Annotated in this window: 16 protein-coding genes and 1 pseudogene; 10 read left to right on the top strand and 7 right to left on the bottom strand. The window is 70.7% G+C overall.

Annotated features, from left to right (window positions below; translation table 11 throughout):
- Positions 1-75: 75 nt before the first annotated feature.
- The 7 genes from O7617_RS00085 (at position 76) to O7617_RS00055 (ending at position 12,502) form a co-directional block, all read left to right on the top strand.
- Entirely contained in the window at positions 76-399 is a 324-nt protein-coding gene (locus tag O7617_RS00085; RefSeq protein WP_282260654.1) for a YbaB/EbfC family nucleoid-associated protein, read from the top strand.
- Positions 400-554: 155 nt separating this feature from the next.
- Positions 555-3,299, top strand: a complete 2,745-nt coding sequence (locus O7617_RS00080) for a right-handed parallel beta-helix repeat-containing protein (RefSeq protein ID WP_282260653.1) — start codon at positions 555-557, stop codon at positions 3,297-3,299.
- Positions 3,296-7,351 carry a type VII secretion protein EccCa gene (eccCa, locus tag O7617_RS00075; RefSeq protein WP_282260652.1) on the top strand — a complete coding sequence of 1,352 codons (4,056 nt, stop codon included), beginning with the start codon at positions 3,296-3,298 and terminating at the stop codon, positions 7,349-7,351. The genes O7617_RS00080 and eccCa overlap by 4 nt, the downstream gene beginning before the upstream one ends.
- On the top strand, positions 7,348-8,721 hold the full coding sequence (locus tag O7617_RS00070) for an EsaB/YukD family protein (protein ID WP_282260651.1): 1,374 nt from the start codon (positions 7,348-7,350) through the stop codon (positions 8,719-8,721). The genes eccCa and O7617_RS00070 overlap by 4 nt, the downstream gene beginning before the upstream one ends.
- A gap of 114 nt (positions 8,722-8,835) precedes the next feature.
- The gene (locus tag O7617_RS00065; protein ID WP_282260650.1) at positions 8,836-10,482 is read left to right on the top strand and encodes an RICIN domain-containing protein; all 1,647 of its coding nucleotides are present in this window, start codon (positions 8,836-8,838) and stop codon (positions 10,480-10,482) included.
- A 26-nt stretch (positions 10,483-10,508) separates the two neighbouring features.
- Positions 10,509-11,174 (top strand): response regulator transcription factor, encoded by a 666-nt coding sequence (locus O7617_RS00060; RefSeq protein ID WP_282260648.1) that lies wholly within the window; start codon positions 10,509-10,511, stop codon positions 11,172-11,174.
- A 71-nt stretch (positions 11,175-11,245) separates the two neighbouring features.
- Positions 11,246-12,502, top strand: coding sequence for a HAMP domain-containing sensor histidine kinase (locus tag O7617_RS00055; RefSeq protein ID WP_282260647.1), 1,257 nt, complete (start codon positions 11,246-11,248; stop codon positions 12,500-12,502).
- Here the strand turns inward: O7617_RS00055 and O7617_RS00050 are convergent.
- Entirely contained in the window at positions 12,497-12,958 is a 462-nt protein-coding gene (locus O7617_RS00050; protein ID WP_282264937.1) for a hypothetical protein, read from the bottom strand. The genes O7617_RS00055 and O7617_RS00050 overlap by 6 nt on opposite strands.
- A gap of 60 nt (positions 12,959-13,018) precedes the next feature.
- On the opposite strand from O7617_RS00050, the gene O7617_RS00045 reads away from it, so the two are divergent.
- Both O7617_RS00045 and O7617_RS00040 read left to right on the top strand, forming a co-directional pair.
- The gene (locus O7617_RS00045) at positions 13,019-14,155 is read left to right on the top strand and encodes a branched-chain amino acid ABC transporter substrate-binding protein (protein WP_282260645.1); all 1,137 of its coding nucleotides are present in this window, start codon (positions 13,019-13,021) and stop codon (positions 14,153-14,155) included.
- Positions 14,156-14,190: 35 nt separating this feature from the next.
- A complete protein-coding gene (locus O7617_RS00040) occupies positions 14,191-14,871 on the top strand; it encodes a hypothetical protein (RefSeq protein WP_282260644.1) in 681 nt (226 codons plus the stop codon).
- A gap of 344 nt (positions 14,872-15,215) precedes the next feature.
- Here O7617_RS00040 and O7617_RS00035 read toward each other — a convergent pair whose 3' ends face one another.
- A complete protein-coding gene (locus O7617_RS00035; protein WP_282260642.1) occupies positions 15,216-15,902 on the bottom strand; it encodes a TMEM175 family protein in 687 nt (228 codons plus the stop codon).
- 384 nt (positions 15,903-16,286) lie between these two features.
- Between O7617_RS00035 and O7617_RS00030 the strand changes: the two genes are divergently transcribed.
- A complete protein-coding gene (locus O7617_RS00030) occupies positions 16,287-16,895 on the top strand; it encodes a CGNR zinc finger domain-containing protein (protein WP_282260641.1) in 609 nt (202 codons plus the stop codon).
- 85 nt (positions 16,896-16,980) lie between these two features.
- Here O7617_RS00030 and O7617_RS00025 read toward each other — a convergent pair whose 3' ends face one another.
- The 5 genes and pseudogenes from O7617_RS00025 to O7617_RS00005 form a co-directional block, all read right to left on the bottom strand.
- A complete protein-coding gene (locus O7617_RS00025) occupies positions 16,981-17,433 on the bottom strand; it encodes a DUF3237 domain-containing protein (RefSeq protein WP_282260639.1) in 453 nt (150 codons plus the stop codon).
- A 180-nt stretch (positions 17,434-17,613) separates the two neighbouring features.
- Positions 17,614-18,615 (bottom strand): NAD(P)-dependent alcohol dehydrogenase, encoded by a 1,002-nt coding sequence (locus tag O7617_RS00020; RefSeq protein ID WP_282260637.1) that lies wholly within the window; start codon positions 18,613-18,615, stop codon positions 17,614-17,616.
- On the bottom strand, positions 18,612-19,607 hold the full coding sequence (locus O7617_RS00015) for a zinc-dependent alcohol dehydrogenase family protein (RefSeq protein ID WP_282260636.1): 996 nt from the start codon (positions 19,605-19,607) through the stop codon (positions 18,612-18,614). The genes O7617_RS00020 and O7617_RS00015 overlap by 4 nt, the downstream gene beginning before the upstream one ends.
- Before the next feature lie 95 nt (positions 19,608-19,702).
- Positions 19,703-20,476 (bottom strand): SDR family oxidoreductase, encoded by a 774-nt coding sequence (locus O7617_RS00010; protein ID WP_282260635.1) that lies wholly within the window; start codon positions 20,474-20,476, stop codon positions 19,703-19,705.
- A gap of 132 nt (positions 20,477-20,608) precedes the next feature.
- Positions 20,609-20,886: pseudogene (locus O7617_RS00005) on the bottom strand (hypothetical protein); the annotation flags it as partial.

Below are 20,886 nucleotides of genomic sequence, written 5' to 3'. Positions count from 1 at the left end.
CCCGAATCCGGGACTATCCGATGTCCCGCACGGTGGTGGCACGGTGGCGGCCGGTACCCACGGACAGGAGTTGTCGTGTCGATCAACCAGGAGCAGCTCAACCATCTCCGGCAGCAGGCACTGGCGCTGCAGGCCGAGGTGGCCAACGTGCAGGAGGCGATGAACGCGACCGAGGTGACCGGCGTCGCGGCCGACGGTCAGGTGACCGTGACCATGACCGCGGCCGGCGAGTTCCTCTCCGTCCACCTCGACCCGAACGTGCTCGAGGACAACCCGGCCGACGAGGTCGAAGCCCTCATCCTGGCCGCCCTGCGGGACGCGACCGCCCAGCTGAAGGACCACGCCGCGCAGCGCACCGGTGCGATCTCCTCCGTGCTGGACCGCCTGCGGGCATCCTGACCGCCGTTCAAAGGCCGACGACGCCGATCGCGACCGACGGTTCCGGCGAATTGGGCTGAACGCGATGGACGGCGTCCCCGTCGTGCAGATGGGCACCCCGATACGGGGACCTCGACGGAGGGGAAGCTGGTCGTGCAGAACGGGGTGGGCGCGGAGTGAGCGACACCGGATCCCGGCGTGCCGCAGTGCCCGCGGGTGCCCGGATGGAACGCGTCTCCAACCGGGTGTGGAGCCGCCACCGCACGATCGGCTCGGCGGTACGGGCGGCCCAGGACGGCACCGTGATCGCCATCGCGGCCGGCATCTACCACGAGCACATCGTGATCGACAAATCGTTGACCCTGCTGGCCGACGGCGACGAGGGCACCGTGGAGGTGGTCGCCGGCACCGGCCCGGCGGTGGCCGTACGCGCCGGTGACGCCGCCGTACACGGGCTGACCCTGCGCGGAGCGGGCCCCGACGGGGTGACGGTGGCCGTGCACGGCGGCCGCCTCACGATGCAGTCCGTTGAGATCGTCGACGGCTCCGTCGACGTCCGGGGCGGGGCCGCGGCCCGCCTCCTCGACTGCCGGGTCTCCCGCGCGGTGGGCGCCGCTGTCCGGGCCGCAGGTGGTGCCGAGGTGCAGGCGACCGGGCTGGTGCTGGAGGAGATCCGAGGCGACGCGGTGGTCGTCCAGGACACGGCGCGAGTCGTCCTCGACCGGCTCCGGGTGCAGAAGGTTTCCGGCCGGGGAGTCCTGGCCACCGCGTCTGGCGCGGTCGTCCTGACCGACGCGGACATCGGCTACACCGGAGGCCCGGCGGTGGAGGTGACCGGGTCCGGGCAGGCCCGCCTGGTCGCTGCCACGCTGCACGACGCGGTGGCCGACGGGTTGCGGGTGACCGGCAGCGCCCCGTTCGGGTCGGCCTGGTGGGTCCCGCTGCGGCCGGAGCACGGCGGCGAGGCCCGGACCGGCGAGGAGGGCGCGGTCGGTGGTGTCCGGGCCGAACGGTGCACTGTCACCCGGTCCGGCGGCACCGGCGTCGCGGTCAGCGGCGACGGTCAGGTCGCGCTGATCGGAACCGCGATCGAGCACAGCGGCGCGGCCGGTGTGCTGGCTCTGGAGGACGCCCGGGTGGCCCTGTCCGACACCGGGCTGCGCGCCGGCCGGCAGACCGCGCTGGCGTTGCGCGGTCGGGCCGAGGTACGTGTCAGCGGCGGGGAGCTGGCCGACTCGGCGGGCAACGGGCTGTTCGCCGCGGACGAGACGCGGGTGCTGATGGACGGGGTCGCGGTGAGTCGCTCGGCGTACAGCTCCGTGCACCTGACCGGTGCGGCGGTGGCCGCGCTGCTCGACTGCGCGGTGGCCGAGACACCCGAGTTCGGCGTCCGGGCGTCCGACCGGGCGCTGTTGCGCATGTCCGGCGGCGAGATCTCCGGCGCCGGGTACGGCGGTGTGCAGGTCGACGGCAACGCCGACGCGGTCGTGCGGGCGGTCACTGTCACCGGCTCCGAGGTCGGCGTTCGGGTCGACACCCCGCACCGTCCGCTGCTGGCCGACTGCACGATCCGCGACGTCCGGCGCAGCGGGCTGGAGATCGCCCCGGGCGCCTCGATGATCGCCCGCGGGTGCACAGTCGACGCGGTCGGCGGAACCGGGGTGCTCGTCGACTCGGGCGCCACCCCGATGTTGCAGGACTGCACCCTCACCGGCATCGAGGGCACCGGCGTGGCGATCTGGGAGGGCGCCGCTCCGGAGATCCGCGGGCTGACCATCACCGGTTGCGCCAAGAACGGTGTGTACGCCGCCGAGGGCGCCCACGGCCGCCTGATCGACTGTGACATCGCCAAGACCCGCTACCCGGCCGTGTTCGTCGGAGCCGGCGCGGACCCGGTGATGCACCGGCTGCACGTGCATGACGTCGACGAGGACCTGAACCTGGCCGACGGCGCCAGGGCGACGTTCTCCGGTTGCTGGAGCACGACGGTCGGGCAGGTCAGCATCCCGCAGTCCGACCCGTCGGTCCGGTCGGCGCCGGTCCCCGCGGTGCTCGGCGCCCCGGCTGCCGGGCGCGCGTCGGGCACCGAGGCGACGGTGGCCGAGGCCGACCTGGGGTCGCTGATGGCCCAGCTCAATGACCTGGTCGGGTTGCAGCGGGTCAAGAAGGACGTCAACACGATGGTCAACCTGGTGCAGATCGTGAAGCGCCGACGCGAGGCCGGCCTGGCCCCGCCGCCGTTGTCGCGGCATCTGGTCTTCGCCGGCAACCCGGGCACCGGAAAGACCACAGTGGCCCGCCTCTACGGCCAGCTCCTTGCCTCGCTGGGCATGCTCAGCAAGGGTCACCTGGTCGAGGTCGACCGCGGCACGCTGGTCGGCGAGTACGTCGGCCACACCGCCCCGAAGACGACTGCCGCGTTCCGCCGGGCGCTGGGCGGGGTGCTGTTCATCGACGAGGCGTATTCGCTCGTCCCGCCGGGCATCGGCACCGACTTCGGCCAGGAGGCCATCGCCACGCTGGTTAAGCTCATGGAGGACCACCGCGACGAGGCGGTGGTGATCGTGGCCGGCTATCCGGACCAGATGACGACGTTTATCGCGGCCAACCCCGGCCTGTCGTCGCGCTTCTCCCGCACGCTGACTTTCGACGACTACTCGTCCGAGGAACTGGTGGAGATCGTCGAGAGTCAGGCCCGCCAGTTCCAGTACGAGCTGGACGCCGAGGCACGCGCCGCGCTGATGAGCTTCTTCGACAGCCAGCCCCGCAGCGAGGGCTTCGGCAACGGCCGCTTCGCCCGCAAGGTGTTCCAACTGATGACCGAGCGGCACGCCAGTCGGATCAGCGAGGTGCTGGAGTCCGCCGACGACGACCTGAGCACGCTGCTCGCCGACGACCTGCCCGAGGGGGACCTGCGGTGACCCGGCTCGCGTTCCACCGGCCGGCCCGGATGCTGCTGCCGCAGCTGCCGACCGAGCAGTACACAGTGCCGGTCCCGCCCGAGGTGCCGGAGGAGGGCCCGGACGGCGGCGCCTGGAATCTGGTGCTGCCGCTGCTGTCCAGCGTGGGCATGGCCGCGTACATGGTGACGTTCGGCCGTCCGGCGCTGATCATCATCGGCGTCCTGTTCTTCCTCACCTCGACCGGGGCCGTGATCGCCCTGCGGATGCGCCAGCGCCGCGCCACCGGCAAAGCCACCCGCAAACAGCGCCTCCGCTACCGGGCACACCTGAGCCTGGCGCGCGACCAGGCCCGCGAGGTGTCCGTCGCGCAGCGGCAGGTGGCCGCCGTCGCCAACCCGGAGCCGTCCCGGTTGTTCTCGATCAGCGCAAACCGGCACCGGGTGTGGGAGCGGCGCCGCAGCGACGAGGACTTCCTGCGCGTACGCCTGGGGCGTGGCCTCGTGCGGCTGGCGTCGCCGATGGTGATGGACCCGAAGATGGACCCGATCGCCGACTACGACTGGGAGTCGCTGCGCTCGGCGCGCCGCCTGGTCGAGAGCCTGGGCCGGGTCGAGGGCCAGCCGATGGTGGTCGACCTCGGCAACGCGGGTGTGGTCAGCCTGCTCGGCCCGTCCCTCGACACCGAGAACCTGGCGCGCGTCCTGCTCTGCCAGGTCGCCACTCTGCACGCTCCGGACGACGTGCTGATCGCTGTGGAGACCAGCGGCGAGCGACCGGTCGAGGAGAACAACGACCGCTGGCAGTGGGCCAAGTGGCTACCCCACACGATCGAGCCCAGGGCTCGGGGCACGGCCGGAGTGGTGTCGCTGGTCGCCGCCGACCCGGCCGGGCTGGCGGCCTTCCTGAACGAGACACTGCGCCGCCGCGTCGAGCTGGCCGGCAACCGTCGGACGCTCGGCGACCGTCAGGCCCCGGCCGACCTGCCCCGGCTGGTGGTGGTGTTGACCGGGTTCGCGCCGGTCTCCGAATGGGGCCGCTCCGACATCCTGGCCGCCCTGGTCGCCGCGGCCGGCCCGCAGAGCGGCATCACACTGGTCTTCCTGGTCGAGCGGGAGGCCGACGAGCCGAGCCGCGTCGACCTGCGCATCCGGATCGGCGACGACGGCCGGCTGACGCCGGAGGGCCGCAAGGACCTCGTGGTCGTCCCGGCGGAGCGATGCCTGCCGGACACCGTCACGCCCGGCCTGGCCGAGCTGATCGCGCGGCAACTGGCCCCGCTGCGGCTCTCCGACGAACGCGAGCAGGTGCTTACCCGCACCACGTCGCTCACCGAGATGGTCGTCGGCGGCGACGTGCTGACCGCCGACATCGTCCGACACTGGGTTCCGGCGGGCGACCCGCGGATGCTGCGCTCGCCGATCGGCACCGACGGCGACGGCCAGACCGTGGTGCTGGACCTGAAGGAGTCGGCGCAGGGTGGCTCCGGACCACACGGGTTGATCGTGGGAGCGACGGGCTCGGGCAAGAGCGAACTGTTGCGGACGCTGGCCACCGGTCTGGCCCTGACCCACTCGCCGGAGCTGCTCAGCTTCGTGCTGATCGACTTCAAGGGCGGCGCCGCGTTCGCCCCGCTGGCCGGGTTGCCGCACGTGGGTGGCCTGATCACCAACCTGGCCGACGACGTCGCGATGATCGATCGGGTGCTCGCCGCGCTCATGGGCGAGCAGCAGCGCCGCCAACAGATGCTGCGCGACGCCGGCAACATCGACAGCGTCCGGGAGTACCAGATCCGCCGGGCCAGAGGCGGCACCAAGCCCGACGGCAGCCCGCTCGAACCGCTGCCGTACCTGCTGATCGTGGTGGACGAGTTCGGTGAGCTGCTGTCCGGGCGGCCGGACTTCACCGAGTTGTTCGTGCAGATCGGCCGGGTCGGCCGGTCGCTCGGCATGCACCTGCTGCTGGCCACTCAACGACTCGAGGAGGGCCGGCTGCGCGGGCTGGACTCACACCTGTCGTACCGGATCTGCCTGCGCACCTTCAGCGCCGCCGAGAGCCGCAGCGTGATCGGCACCCCGGACGCGTACAAGCTGCCGCCGGTGCCCGGCTCGGCCTACCTCAAGGTGGACGAGTCCATCTACGTGCGGCTGCGGGTCGCCCACGTCTCCTCCACGTACGTCTCGGCCCAGGAACGCTGGGCGGCGGCCGGCAAGGTCGACGACACTGTGGTGCCGTTCGACATCCGGACGCTCGGGGCCCCGGCCGAGACCGAACCCGAGGAACCACCGACACCCGACGGCGACGGTCCGACCGAACTCGCCGTCGTGGTCGACCGGATGAAGGCGATGGAGCAGGTGCACCAGGTGTGGCTGCCGCCGCTGCCCAAGGCACTGGCGCTCGACCACCTCATCGGCACCTTGTCCGCTCAGCCGGAGCGTGGCTACAGCGCCAAGCACTGGCCGCTGTCCGGCTCTCTGAGCGTTCCGATCGGCCTGGTCGACCTGCCCATTCGGCAGGACCAGGAGACGCTGATGATGGACTTCGGCGGGGCGCACGGCCACCTCGCCGTGGTCGGGGCGCCGCGGACCGGCCGCAGCACGTTGCTGCGCACCCTCATGCTCGCCGCGATGCTCACCCACACCCCCGAGGAGATGCAGTTCTACTGCATCGACTTCGGCGGCGGCACGCTGACGCCGTACGCGAGCGCCCCGCACGTCGGGGCGGTGGCCGGCCGCAACGATCCGGAGCTGGTCAGCCGGGTGGTGGCCGAGATCCGTGGCCTGGTGGTCGAGCGCGAACGTTTGTTCCAGGGACTGGGCGTCGAGTCCATCCAGGACTTCCGCGCCAAGCGCCGCGCCGGTGAACTGCCCGACGGGCTCCGGGCCGCCGACGTCTTCCTGCTCGTCGACAACTGGGGCGCGATGCGCGCCGAACACGAGTGGGCCGACGCGGCGCTGACCGAGATCGCCTCGCGTGGCCTCGGCGCCGGAGTACACCTGGTGCTCACCTCGGGCCGGTGGAACGAGATCCGTCCGGCCCTGCGCGACAGCATCGGGACCCGGCTGGAACTGCGGCTCAACGACCCGAGCGAGTCCGAGGTGGCGCGCCGGGCGGCGGGCCGTCTGCCCGGCGACGTTCCCGGTCGCGGTCTGATGTCGCCCGGCGTCTACTGCCAGTTCGTGTTGCCCCGCCTGGACGGGCGGGACACCGCCGAAGGGCTGCGCGAGGCGCAGGAGGACGTGCTCGGCAAGATCATCGCGGGCTGGTCCGGTCGACCGGCGCCCAAGGTGCGCCGACTGCCGGCCCTGGTGCGGACGCGGCAGCTCGCCGTCGACCGCAAGCAGCCGCCGACCGCCGTGCCGATCGGGGTCGCCGAGCACGACCTCAAGCCGGTGCATCTCGACCTCTCCGGCGAGGACCCGCACTTCCTGGTCTACGGCGACGCCGGCTCCGGCAAGTCGACGTTCCTGCGTACGTATCTCAGCGGTCTGACCAGCCGCCAGTCGGCCTGGGATGCCCGGGTGGTGCTGTTCGACTTCCGGCACTCCCTGCTGGACGCCGTGCCCAAGGAGCACCTCGGCGCGTACGCGGGTGATCCGGCCACCGCCCAGGCGTACGTCGGTCAGGTCGCCGACAAGCTCCGGGAGCGACTGCCCCCACCCGGTGTCACGCCCCAGCAACTCAAGGAGCAGTCCTGGTGGGAGGGACCCCGGTTCTACGTCGTGGTGGACGACTACGACCTGGTCTCGGGTGGCTCCACCGGGTTGATGAGCCCGTTCGCGGCCTTCGTCCCGCAGGCCCGCGAGATCGGCCTGCACATGCTGTTGGCCCGCCGGGTAGCAGGAAGTTCCCGCTCGGTCACCGACCCGGTGTCCAACCGCATCAGGGACATGGGCGGTAACGGTTTGGTCCTCTCGGGCGACCCGCGTGAGGGCGTGATCCTGGGCGACCTGCGCGCGGCGTCGCGCCCACCGGGCCGAGGTGTGCTGGTCAACCGGGGTAAGCCGCACCGGTTGATCCAGGTCGCGGTACCCGACGAGCCCACCGAAGGCGAACAAAAGAGGGACGAATGAGCGAGCAGAGCCGGATCACCGTGGTCGGGACCCGCCGTCGGGTCGACGTCGCCGTGCCCTCGTGGACCCCTGTCGGCGAGTACGCCGGGCGCCTGGCCACCCTGTGCGGCCAGGACCCGAACGACGTGATGCCACCGGTGTGGTCGCTCGCCCCGGCCGGCGCGGCGGCGCTGCCGCTGGACACCTCACTGGCCGACGCGGGCGTGGTGGACGGTCAGGTGCTCTACCTGAGGGACGCCGCCGGGGAGCCGGCCGACTCCCCGGTGGTGGTCGAGGTCGACGAGGTGGTGGCGGAGGAGACCCACCGCCAGCGCGCGACCAAGCTGCACGCCGGGCCGGCCGCGATCGCCGCGGGTCTGCTCTGGTTGGTCGGCACGGCGGCCCTGGTCGCGTGGCACACGGACGGCGGCGCGGCCGGTGCGATAGCCCTGATCGTGGTCGGTCTCCTGCTGATCGGTGGCTCGTGGGGCCTGACCCAGCAGAAGGGCCTGGTCCCGTACGGGCTGCGCCTGACGGTCGCGGCGACAGCGATTCCGGTGATGGCGGCCGGGGGTGTGCTGGCCGGCCGCATCCTGACCACCGACGGCTACCCGTGGGAGAGCGGACTGGTCGCGGCCAATCTGGCCGGCCTGCTCGCCTTCGCCACCCTGGCCGAGGGGGCGTTGCTCATCGTGGAGATCGAACTGGCCCTGGCCCTGGCGACCGCCGTCCTGATCCGTGGCCTGGCCGCCGACCGCCTCGGCGCGGCAGCGGTGACTGCGGTGGTGGCGATGGCCGTGCTGGCGTTGGCCCGCCGACTGGCGGCGTTCGTGGCCGCCTGGGGTGGGCGTCGCCAGGCCATCAGGACCGGCCTCACCGACGCGACCGTCGAACTGGTGGGGGAGTCCCGTCAGGTGCTGGCGGCGGTGCTGGCCGGTCCGGTATTGGCGCTCGCGGTGGCCCTGCCGATCCTGGGAATCGGACCGAATCCCTTCGCGCTCGGACTGCTGGCCGCGGTCTGCCTGGCGTTGCTGGTCCGGGCCCGGCACTGCGCCTTCACCAGCGAGGTGGTCGCGCTCGGCCTGGCCCTCACGATCGGCGGTTTCGCTCTGGTGCTCGGTCTGGTCCGCGTAATCAGCGCGGGTCCTGGCACGGCGTCGGTGATGCTGGTCCTGGTCGGATCGGCGGTGGTGGTGGCCGGGGTGGGTCTGTGCGTCCTGACCCCGCAACCGGACACCATTCCGCCCCGTGGGCCGGGCCGCTTCGGGCCCCGTAAACGCTCCATCGCGGACGTTCTCGGCGCGACCGCGACGATGGCGTTGACCCCGCTGGCGATGGGCGTCTTCGGCGTCTTCGGCAAGCTCCTGACGGTGGGCCGCGACCTCTTCTAGTTTCTGCCCGACCGGCTGAACGCCACCGGGCCCGTGTACGTCGTGCCGAGCGTGATGAGTCGAGGGGATTTCACACGCGCCGCGCGCCTGTTGACCGGTGAGAGGCGTGGCCGCATGGAACTCGCCGCCTTCGCAGTGGCGGTGGTGCTGCTCATCGGGGTCGCCGTCGAGGTGCCGCCCGCGATCGCCGCCGCCGGCCAACTGCCCGGCAAACCGGTGCCCGCCGGCCAGCTACCAACGGTGGTGGCCGCGGCCACGTCCTGCCCCACCCTCACCGCGCCGCGGGTCGCCGGCCAGCTCATGGCCCTCACCGGATTCAGCACCAGCGTCACCGGGCCGGCCATCGCCGGAATGGACGACACTCGCTGGTCGCGGTGGAAGCCGCGGGCGAACGCGCAACGCGACGACACCCGCGACAACATCCTCGCGCTCGCCCACGAGACCTGCGAGATGGTCGGCCAACTGCGCCAGGCCGGCTTCAAGGGCGACCTGTGGGGTCCCGCCATCGCGGCCCAGCGCGGCGGCATCAAGGCGGTGATCGACGCGAAGGGCGTCCCCGCCGCGCAGAAAAAGTTCGTCGACGACGCCACCGGCTACGCCTCCTGGTATGCCGACCAGCGGCAGTTCGACCCCAACGCGCCGAAGGCGGTGCCGTCGCCAACCCGACCGTCGCCCAAACCCGTCTCCATCCCGGCGCGGACCTCGCTGCTGCCGGCCGCTCTGGTCCCGGTGATCAACCGGGCCGGCGGCGTCTGCCCCCAGGTGACCCCGGTGCGGATCGCCGCCCAGTTGCGCGCGGCCTCCAACTTCGACGGCAACCTGCGTACCGAGCAGGGCCAGGGCATCGCCCAGTTCAGCCCGGAGATGTGGACGCAGTACGCCGGACCGAGCGACTCGGTGTGGAATCCGACCGACGCGATCACCGTGCTCGGCTCGGCGATGTGCGACCTGACCAACCAGTTCTCCGGGTTCACCGGCGCGGACCCCTACCGCTTGTCACTGGGCGCCTTCCAGTGGGGGGCGAACACGATCCGGCAGGCGGGGGGCCTGCCTCCCACCTCCGTCGCCCAGTTGGCGGACCTGGTGCCGGCGTACGAGCCGATGTACCGGGAGGTCCTGCAGCTGAACGGTAACCAGGTCAAACCTCCGGTCGCGGCATCGAGCCCGTCGCTGGCCCCGTCGTCGCCCCCCGCGTCCGGCCCGGCCGGCTCCGCAGTCCCGTCCCCACCCCCGTCGGGGCAGCCGGCGCCGCCGCCCTCGGGCGCACCCGCCGCGCCGAAGCAGCTGTACGACCCGGCCAGGACCTACCAGCTCCAGAACGCTTGGGCCGGGGCGATCGTAGAAATACCCGGCACGGACGTGGCCGCGACGAAGTCCGGCACCCGGGTGCAGTTGTGGGCCAACACGCACGGCAAGGACCAGTACTGGCGGATCGCCCCCGCTCCGGTCAGCGGGTACGTGACCATCACCAACAACTTCCTGCACAAGTCGCTGGCGGTGGAGAAGGGTTCCTTGTCCAACCAGGCCTATCTGGTGGTCGCGGACAAGAAGCCCGACAACCCAAACCACCAGTGGAAGTTGTCGGACGCCGGCAACGGCAAGGTGTGGATCACCAACCGCCACTCCGGCAAGGTGCTGGACCTGTCCGGCGACGACAAGAAGCCACCGATGGCGGGCAGCACCTGGAACGGTTACCTGGTCTGGCAGTGGGACCTGGACAAGACGGACGAGGACCAGAAGTGGCTGCTTTTGGCGTCCTGACCCGCGGGTCGGCGGTGCGGTGAGCGATGCGGGTGCTGATCGTTGAGGACGACGCGCAGGTGCGTGCGGCGGTCGCCGCCGCCCTGCGCTCGGCCGGCCTCGCTGTCGACGAGGCCGCCGACTGGCGGCACGCGGACGTCAACCTGAGCGTCAATGCCTACGACTGCGTTGTCCTCGACCGGATTCTGACCGACGGCGACTCGGCCGGGCCGCTGCACGACCGGCGGCGCCGGGGGCTGACCGTCCCGGTGCTCATGCTCACCGCGTTGGACGACCCGCACGACCGGGTGGACGGCTTCGAGGCGGGCGCCGACGACTACGTGTCCAAGCCGTTCTTCACCAATGAGCTGATCCAGCGGGTCCGGGCGCTGTGCCGGCGTGGCGGTGTGATCCACCCTGCGGTGCTCCGCGTCGACGACATCGAGATGGATGTCGCCCGCCGCGAGGTGCGTCGGGCCGGCGTCCTGCAGATCCTCACGCCCAAGGAGTTCGCGGTGCTGGAGATGCTGATGGTCCACGACCCGTCCGTGGTCAGCCGTACCGACCTGATCGAGCACTGCTGGGACGAGGCGGCCGATCCGGCGTCCAACGTGGTCGACGTGATCATCGCGCAACTGCGGCGCAAGCTCGGTGAGCCCACGGTGATCGTCACCGTGCGGGGCGCCGGCTACCGCCTGCTGTCCGCCCGGTGACTCCCCGGCTGCCGGCGGCCGTCCGGCGGCGAAGGCCGTCCAGCGCCGGATCCAGCCGCCGGCCGGTCCCCTTGCAGACCGCCGCTCGGCTGGTCCGGCTGCGGGTATGGCTGACGGTGCTGCTGCTGGTGCTCAACGTGGCCGGGCTCGCCGGCATGGGCGCGGTCGCCCTGGTCATCGACGGCAGGCAGCGCGCCCAGGTGGAGACCGCCGAGATGCAACGGACGGCCAGTACGGCGGTCGCCCTGCTCACCTACGAGTCGGGCGTGCTGCGTCTGCACAACCTCTTCACCGACCCGGCCGGGCAGGGCTCCACCGGCGTCTTTGTCTATGAGGGCATGCGCACCGACGTGACGCTGGTCTTCGCCCACCCGGCCGGGCTGCCGATCATCGCGTCCCATCACCTGCTCGCCCCGGCCCGCGAGGTGTGGCGGACCGGCGCCGGACGGACGCTCCAGGTGCCGGACGTGGACACCGATTCGGTACGCCTGCTGGCCGTTCCGTTCCGCCACGCTGTCACGCGGGCCGTCGCCGGCACCGTGGTGGTGGTCGGCGACCCGCGGCCGGGGAAGCGAGCCCATCGCAATCTGGCCGCGTGGCTCCTGGTCGGCGGATTGGTCTTCATGCTCGTCGCCGGGTTCGGTGGCCATCTGCTGGCCCGCCGCGGCACCCGGCCGGCGGCCGAGGCACTCACCCAACAGGAGCGCTTCCTGGCCGACGCCGCCCACGAGCTGCGCACACCGCTGACCGTGATCCGGGCGACCGCCGAGGCCGCGCTGACCGACCCGGAGCGCAAGAAACCCCCGGACGCCCTGCGTCAAGTGCTGGGCTCGGCGGAGCGACTCTCGGCCGCGGTAGACGTGCTGCTCACCCGCGCCCGCCTGGTGGCCGGGCTGCGGGACCTGCAACGCCAGCCGTTCCGCCTGGACCAGTTGGCCGAGGAGGTGGTCGCCGAGCTGGTCACTCCGCCGCACAGCGCTGCCATCGACACCACTGTCGCCATCACTGACGGCGATCCCACGCTGATCCGGATCGCCCTGCAGAACCTGGTGAGCAACGCCCTGCGGCACGGCCGCATCGGCGCCGAACCCTGCGCCCTCAGCCTCACCGTACGCCCGGGCGAGGTGCGGATCACCGATCGAGGTCCCGGGATCGCCGACAGCGCACCGGCCCGTTTCACCACCGGGGCAGCCGACGGGATCGGCCTCGGCCTGAGCATCGCCGCCTGGGTCGGCCTGGAACACGGTGGTCACCTCCGGCTGGAGGCCGTGCCCACTGGCGGCACGCTGGCGGTGCTCACCCTTCCTCGGCAGAGCGGGAACCTATGACGAGCCGTCCGGTCGTACGAGCCACCACCGCCCGTCGCGCCCCCGTCCGTTCGTCTCGCCCGGCGTGCGGTCACCCGCGTACTCGTAGAGGGGCCACCCGCCCAGCGTGAGCTGAATCCGGCCGTCTGGTCGCCGGTACGTCCCGATCAACTGCCTGTTGATCCCCTCCAACCGCAGATCAGGCGCCCAGGACACCGGCGGCCACTGATCGGCGCACGGGCCCGTGCAGGCGGATCGGGGCGGCGAGGAGTCGTCGTCGGACGATCGGTAGAGAGCGTATCCGCGGCCGTCGATGACGATGTCGCCCTCGGTCCGCGAGGTGATCGCGAAGAGACCGGTGACCCGTGGGGTGGCCGAGGGCGCCATCGCGACGGGGGGCGGCGCTGGGGTTGCGCAACCGGCCAGGACCAGCGTCGTGGCCACGACGACGGCAAGCGGAGTGCGGGCCGGGAACATCACGAAAACATCATCCTTCTCCGTCCACCATGTCTCACAACATCATGTACGGGAGGTGCCATGAGTCGCGCGGCCGCACTGACAGCCCTGGCTCTCATCCTGCTGGTGGCCGCCTGCGGCGAGCGGGCAGACGCCTCCACTGTCGAGGTGTCACGCTGCGAGGCCCGGATAGCAGTCTTCGGCCCACTCTCCGGCGCCGCGGCCAACCTCGGCCGCAACATCGAGCACGGCGTGCGGCTGGCTCTCAACCAGTACAACGCGGCTCATCCCGCCTGCACAGTGGAACTTGCCGCCTTCGACACCCTGGCCGATCCGAAGCGGGCGCCCGCCGCCGCCCAGGAAGTCGTGTCCGACCCCCGCATCCTCGGTGTGGTCGGCCCGGCCTTCTCCGGCGAATCCGAGGCGGCCGTACCCCTGCTCGATCAGGCCAAGATCGCTAGCATCACCCCGTCGGCGACGGAAGCCAGCCTCAGCACGCGGGGCTGGACCACCTTCCACCGCCTGATCGGCAACGACGCCGAGCAGGGTCCGGCCGCCGGCCGGTACATCGCCGGGGTGCTCCGGGCGAGCAAGGTGTTCGTCATCGACGACACCGGAGCGTACGGGCACGGCCTGGCGAGCGAGGTCATGGGCGTCCTCGGCGAGCGGGTCGTCGAATCCGGCACCGTTCTGCCAGCCCAGGAGGACCTCACCGCCGTGGTCACCCGGATCCGGGCGGCCGACCCGGACGTGATCTTCTTCGGCGGCTACTACGACGAGGCCGGGCGGCTCCTCCGCCAGGTACGGGCGGCCGGCGTGACCGCCCCCTTCGTCGCCGGTGACGGCGTCAAAGACGAGGGCTTCCTCCACACGGCGGGCCAGCGGGCCGCCCAGGACGCGATCATCACCTGCCCGTGCCGGCCGCCGGAGACGTTGCCGGCCACGTTCATCCAGCAGTACCAGGCCGAATTCGGCGGGCTGGAACCGGGCACCAACAGCGCCGAGGCGTACGACGCCGCCACCGTCTTCCTCAACGGCATCGGCTCGAACCACCTGAGCCGGTCCTCGATGGCCGCGTACGTGTCGGCCTACGACCAGCCCGGCATCACCACCAGGATCGCATTCACCCCGTCCGGTGAGTTGACCGCCTCGTCGATCACCGTCTGGGCCTACCGGGTCCGCGACACCCAGATTCTGGGCGAACGCCCCATTCCCTGACCACTTCCTTCAGTACTCACGAAGGGAACGCCGGCATGACGATCGCCATCGCGCCGCCCCGCCGCTCCTGGCTCGTCGGCCAGCCGCTACGCACCGACGACGCAACCCGCCGCGCGGGTGGAACCGGCGTCCTGCCCGCACTGGCCCAGGTCACCGCGGGCCGGCACCCCCTCGCCGAGGCGACGCTCGCCTGGCAGTGCCTGCGACCACGCGGCGGCGAGGCCGCCGAGATAACCCGGGCGGCGGTACGCGGTGGGAGCACGCCGACCTACCTGCCAATCGCCTACACCGGTGACGACCTGGTGGCCGGCCGCCTGGTCCGCGTCCTGAACGGCCTCACCTGGGCGGTGGTGGCCGGTCGGCCCGGCGACTGCTGGGTGGGCGTCCCGCGCGGCGACTACCATCGCGTTCAGCGGGCGCTGGGCGGCACGTGGCGCCGCTATCGCAAGGACTTCACCGAACACACGACGACTGTCACCGACCCGTCGGCCGCCGCCGCGCTGTGGCGTATGGCCTTCCTCCTGCACGGCCGTCCCACCGCCACCAACGCCTTCTATCTCCCCATGCCCGTCCCGGAAGCCGCCGACATGCTGCGCCGGGCAGCCCAGATCCTGCTCGCCACCGCCGATACGGACCCCTGCGCACGAGGCCGCCGCTCCGTCGTCATCACCAACTCCGCCGACGTCCGCCGTCTACTCACCATCGCGATCGCCTAGCGGCGGCGGCCGCCCCGAGCCATCGCCTATCTGCACCTGCAATGCGGACGCAGTGACGGCGGAATCGACAGGTCTTCGACGGAGTGCCGGTGCCGACCCGTCGCCGTGTCCTCGGGCGCGGGAACGACAACATCGCGATCCACGAGGCGCACATTCTGCTCGACGTCAGCAACGTCCGCTTCGTGGCCTGATGCTCCTACCTCCCTTGATCTTGCGGTTGGATGCCAGTAGGGGATCAGGGACTGGCGGATGCATTCACTAGCCGTCTTGCCGGCGACCACTGCGCGGGAACGAGAGCAACCACAGCGCTTGTCGGAGCGCCGAGGGCTGTCGACCCGTACCCGTCAGGGGTCATCGTCGTCGAGAGGGATTGGTTCGAGTGCAGGCAGGGGCAACCAAAAGACCGGGATCGTCAGGGCGAAGATTGCCAGCCCCAGTACGGGGATGACCGCGCCTGCGGCAGCGCCGAGGAGGGTCAGCAGTGGACCCGCGAGAAGACGCCTGCTCACGATCCGTCCTGCTGACTCGCTGACTCGTCGGTGCAGTACTCGCGGTGCGCGCAGAGCGTATTGCCAGATCGCGCTGAAGAAGATGGTGCCGAGTGCGAACGGGCCACCGAAGAACAGCAAGGCGAGCGGCTCGCCCTGCCCATCGCGAAATGCCGCGGCGAGTACAGACGCCGCGAACGGCACGAACGCCACAGTCATCAGAAGCACAGTGTTGAGCAGTAGCAGACCTCGGTCAGCTGCGACGATTTGGTCGAACAGGACGTGGTGGTTGACCCAGATCGAGGCGACTAGGAGGAAGCTCAGCGCGTACGCCACGAACGAGGGCCACAGTTCGGCGAGAGCCCGTCCCAGGTGGGCCGTGTCCTCCGGTGGCTGGATTTCCAGCACCAGCAGTGTGATGGAGATGGCGAAGACACCGTCGCTGAAAGTGACGGTTCGCCCGGGGTTTCTGCGGGCGCTCTCCTGAAGTGCTGCCTCGTCCGCCGGCTGCCCCCGTCGCCGGAAGTACCACCTGCCTGACATCAGTGGATCCCGACGACCGCTGGCCTGTCGTCATCCGACCGTGTCGTGCGGCTCAACGACGGTGCCCGGCCGACTACGGTGTGACGTCGCCGTCGATCAGCACCGCCGGACGCTGCTGTCACCGCAGGGCACGACGCCATGGGTTCGAGCCTAGAGGGCTGATAGAGAAGATTAATCGTGTTCGAGCAGGCCACTATTCGTTTGGGTTGTTTCCGGCGTTGTTGGTACATCGCGGTTGCGGCCTGTGCTGGGCGTCGGCAGGGAGAAGGCCGGAAGCGCGCCTTCCGGACCGTTGTCGCCCGCGTTCGCCGGAGTGCGTAATAACGTAATCGTAGATGTAACGGCTATGTCGCCAGTAGCCGAATCCCGCAATACGATGGGCGGATGAGCTCGACCGCCACGACCCGTCACGGCCTTACGCCAGCGCCGACTGGCTTCAACGTCGTACAGAACTTCATCAACACCGACGGCGGCGGCCAGCCTGACCTTCTCGCTGACGTCGCCACCGCTGAGCAGTGGTTCACCGCCGAGCTGGCCGATTGGTCCGCCACCGCCGGAGTTGCGGCGCCTACCGTCTCTTTCGGGGAGCGGGACCGGCAGCGGCTGGTCGAGCTGCGCGCGCAGCTACGCCAGACCCTGCACCACCGTGGCTCGCCCAGCGACGCGCCGTCCGGCTGGCTCGTCGGTTCAGGCGTCTCGGCTGGCCTGCGGCAGCGCTGCGACGGCACCGTTGTGGCGAGCCCCCAGGGCGCGGGATGGAAGCTTGTCGCCTCACTATTGCTGATCGAGTCGCTCGCCGCCCAGACGTCGAGTCTGTGGCCGCGGCTCAAGGTGTGCCGTAACGAGGCGTGCGGCTCCGCGTTCTACGACCGCTCACGCAACAACAGCGGAGTCTGGCACGACGTGCTGGTCTGCGGCAACGCCATCAACCTGCGGACCTCACGGGCCCGCCGCCGCGCCGCAGCGGCGGCGCCGCCAGACCCTGGCGAGTGACTGGGCAACACTTGTTCTCGACGTCGAGGACGTAGCTTCGCGTTACCGCGAGTGGGGCGGCCCGCGCTGCCCCACGTATTCCGTGTCAGAGGACCTGGTGCACGACGTACTCGATGGTCGGGCCTTCCTGGATCCGGCCCTCGGCTAGGAACAGCGCGCGGTTGACCCAGCTGTAGCGGGGGTCGCCGCTTTCGATGGCCAGTCCGAGTCGGAGGTAGGCGTCGTCGAAGTCGGTTGGAGCGCCGCCACTGATGGCCGCCCGGGTGGCGTCGTTCATCTCGATCAGGCCGGTGCCGTGCAGGTACAGGTCGGCTCCGTCGTCGGTGTGCACCGTGTGTCGTACGTCCGGCCGGGCGTAGCCGTCGCCGGTGACCAGGAGCCAGTCGCCGCCGCCGGAATTGAGCCGCCCGGAGATTCGCGCTCCGACGACGGTGCCCCCGGAGGAGCCAATCACCTGACGAAGGCCCAACGGGGTGTGGCCGATCACGATCGGCGGAGTCACCGCGACGGTCATCCGGAAGATCTCTTCGAGTTTCATCTGTTACTCCGTTTCGGTGGGACGCGGTGCTCGCGGTCCTGGCGTGACGTACCGGATGCTCGGCGCGGACAGGAGGGTGTCCCGACGAACGATCCGGGGGTCGGCCGGGTTGTCGCTGGTGGCGGCCTGAACCCGAGAGGATCGAAGGCAGCCGGTCTGATGGCCCTCTTTCGAGCCGGATCAGAAGGTGATGGCGACCTTGCCGAGGTGGGCGCCGGAGGAGAGGTAGTCGGTGGCCTCGGCCAGGTCGTCGAGGGCGAAGGTGCGGTCGATGATGGGACGTGTGCCGGTGGCATCGATGGCGCGGATCATTTGCTGCTGCTGGGTGCGGCTTCCGACGACCAGGCCGTGCAGCCGGACCTGCTTGAGGTTGAGGGTGCCGGTGGGCACGTCGCCGGAGACGCCGGCCAGGATGCCGATCAGTGAGATCAGCCCGCCGATCCGGGCGGCGTCGATGGACTGCGGGAGGGTGGCCGCGCCGCCCAGTTCCACGACGACGTCGACGCCGCCGCCAGTAAGGTCAAAGACGTGCCGGCCCCAGTCGGGCACGCTGCGGTAGTTGACGGTGTGGTCGGCGCCCAACTGCCTGGCGCGTCGCAGCTTGGCGTCGGAGGAGGACGTCACGATCGCGGTCGCGCCGAGCATCTTGGCGAACTGCAACGCGAAGACAGCGACCCCGCCGGTGCCCATGATCAACACCTGGTTGCCTGGTGTGACCGCGGCGTCGCTCACCAGGGCCCGCCAGGCGGTCAACCCGGCGACGGTGAGCGTCGCCGCCTCGGGGTGGCTGTAGCCCCGGGGCGCCTTGACGAACTGAGCGGCGGGCGCCACCACGATCTCGCGGGCGTAGCCGGCGAGGCCGAGGCCCGGGGTGCGGCTGAAGGTGTCGACGGTCGGCCGGCCGTCGTTCCAGAACGGGAAGAAACTCGCCACCACGTGGTCGCCGGTCACCAGCTCGTCCACCCCTGGGCCGACCGCTTCCACGACGCCCGCCCCGTCGGCGAGCGGGATGTGCCCGACCGGGGTGGTGGCGCTGCGGATGGCCAGGCTGTCGTGGAAGTTCAGGGTGCTGCCGTGCAGGCGTACCCTGATCTCGCCGAACTGCGGCTGGCCCGGGTCGGGCAGCTCGACCACCTCCAGGGGCTTGTCCGTTCCCGGACGTTGCACCACCACGGCCTTCATCGCGTCACCAACACGTCGTTGGTGAAGACGATCTTTCCGTGGCGGCCGGTGGACCGCGCGTGCGCGATCGCCTCAGCGTGCTCATCGAGGCGGTAGGTGGCCTCGATGCGCGTCGACAGCACCCGGTCGGCGATCAGGTCGATGATCTCTGCGTAGACCTGTTCGATCTCGGCGCGCGGGGCGGAGTCGAGCCAATTGTTCAGCCAGAACCCGTGTACGTGCAGGTTCTTGAAGTTGAGGTACATCGGGTGCACGGCGATCGGTTGTCCGCTCATCGCCGCGAAGCTGACGATGTCCGCCTCGCGCGCCAGGAACGGCGCCAGCTCCGCGACGAGCGGACCGCCGACCCCGTCGAGCAGCAGAGAGACCTTCTCGTCACCGAGCGCCTCGCCGACCCCGGCGGTGAGGGCGTCGTCGCTGACCACCACCGCGTCGGCGCCGGCGTCGAGCAGCGGGTCCGCGACCCCGGGCCGACGCACGATGTTCAGCGTCCGCAGGCCGGCACGGCGGGCGAGCGCGATGATGAAGGCGCCGAGACCGGAGTTCGCCGCGGTCTGGGCCACCCAGGCGCCGGGCCTCAGGTTGCCGTAGCGCAGTAGCAGGTGGGCGGTGGCCGCGTTGATCCCCACCGTGGCCAGTTGCACCGGGTCGATGTCGCGACCGACCCGCACCACGAACCGTTCGGCAATCACAATTTCCTGCTGCCAGGTGCCCGGCTGCCCCGACGGCAGGACCAGCACCCGATCGCCCTGCTCGACCGCCGTCACGCCGTCGCCGACGTCGATGACCCGGCCGACGCCCTCGGAGCCGGCCGGCGATGGCAGCGCCGGCCGGAACGGGTATCGACCGTCGGTCAGCATGAAGTCCGAGGGGTTCAGCGGTGCCGCTTCGATGGCCACCCGGACCTCGCCGGCACGCGCCGGGGTGGGTTCGGCCTCGACCAGGCGCAGCGAGTCCGGAACGCCGTACTCGCTGAACTGGATAGATTTCATTGCTCGTCTCCTGATGAATGATCAGTGCCCAGTGACGCAGCCGTAGCTGTTTTGACTGCGATGACTCCGTGGTTGTGACGTGACCGAGAACCTCGTCAGGCGGGTCGTGCCTGACCGGTGGACGCACTGGTGCCTCCGTCGACGGGCAGGATCACCCCGTTGACGTATCGGGCCGAGTCAGAGGCGAGGAAGAGCACCACCGGGGAGATGTCGTCGGGCTCCGCGATGCGCCCGAGCGCGACCCTCGCCTCGAACTGCCGTAGCAGTGTGTCGTTACCGGTCACGCCCGCGACCGGCTCGGTGTTGGTGAGCGACGGCGCCACGGCGTTGACCCGCACACCTTTGGCGCCCCAGTCCAGGGCGAGCGCCTGCACGAACAGCGAGACCGCGCCCTTCGAGGCGTTGTAGATGGGCGAACCCCAGTCCCCGCGCAGGCCCGACACGCTGGAGGTGGCGACGAAACTTCCGCCCGTCTTGGCCAGCTCGGGCAGTGCCGCCTGCGCCAGGTGGAAGAAGCCGTCGATGTTCGTGCGGCGCAGCTGCTCCCAGTCGGACGGGGCAACGTCGGTGATGTCGCCGGGGATGTAGCTCGCCGCGTTGCTCACGACCACGTCGAGGCGCCCGTACCGGTTGACCATATCGGCGATCAACGCGCGCACCGCGTCGCCGTCGCCGATGTCCAGGGTGCTCGCGCTCGCCTTGGCGCCGATCTCCGTGACTGCCGCGTCCAGACGCGACGTGGTCCGGCCCGCGATGACGACGTCCGCGCCGGCCGCGGCGAAGTCCTTGGCGACCTGCAGACCAATGCCGCTGCCGCCGCCGGTGACCAGAACCACCTTGCCGGTGAAATCGAAGGTGACGTTTGACATGGCTACCTCTTTCGTAGGGGTGTTGAGAATGCGGTCCAGGAGAAGGGCCGCCGGTGGTTGCTTTCGGCGGCAGGGGTCCACGAGCCGTCGTGTTCTTTCATGTGAGCGAGGTGCGGTGTGCGGCTGGTTCGCTCACCGGTCCGGCAGGAGGTGATCGTCGGCGGACTGGAGTCGATGCTGACGGCGCAGCTCGCCGAGCAGATCGATGAGGTCACGAACGTCCTGCGGGCGGGTGCGCCACGACGACACCGAGATCCGCAGAACCCGCCGGCCACGCCACACGCCCCCGCCGAACCACGTACGCCCGGATTCCTGCGCGGCGCTGATGACGCGGACCGTCTCGGCGTCAGTTGCGCCCGAAGCGATGATCTGGTTCAGGACGACCCGGTTGTGCACCGTGTAACCGGCCT

It is taken from the genome of Micromonospora sp. WMMD1155, from assembly GCF_029581275.1.
Lineage (GTDB): Bacteria > Actinomycetota > Actinomycetes > Mycobacteriales > Micromonosporaceae > Micromonospora.
Note: the sequence above shows the minus strand (reverse complement) of the source record. Positions and strands in the feature narration are given on the sequence as shown.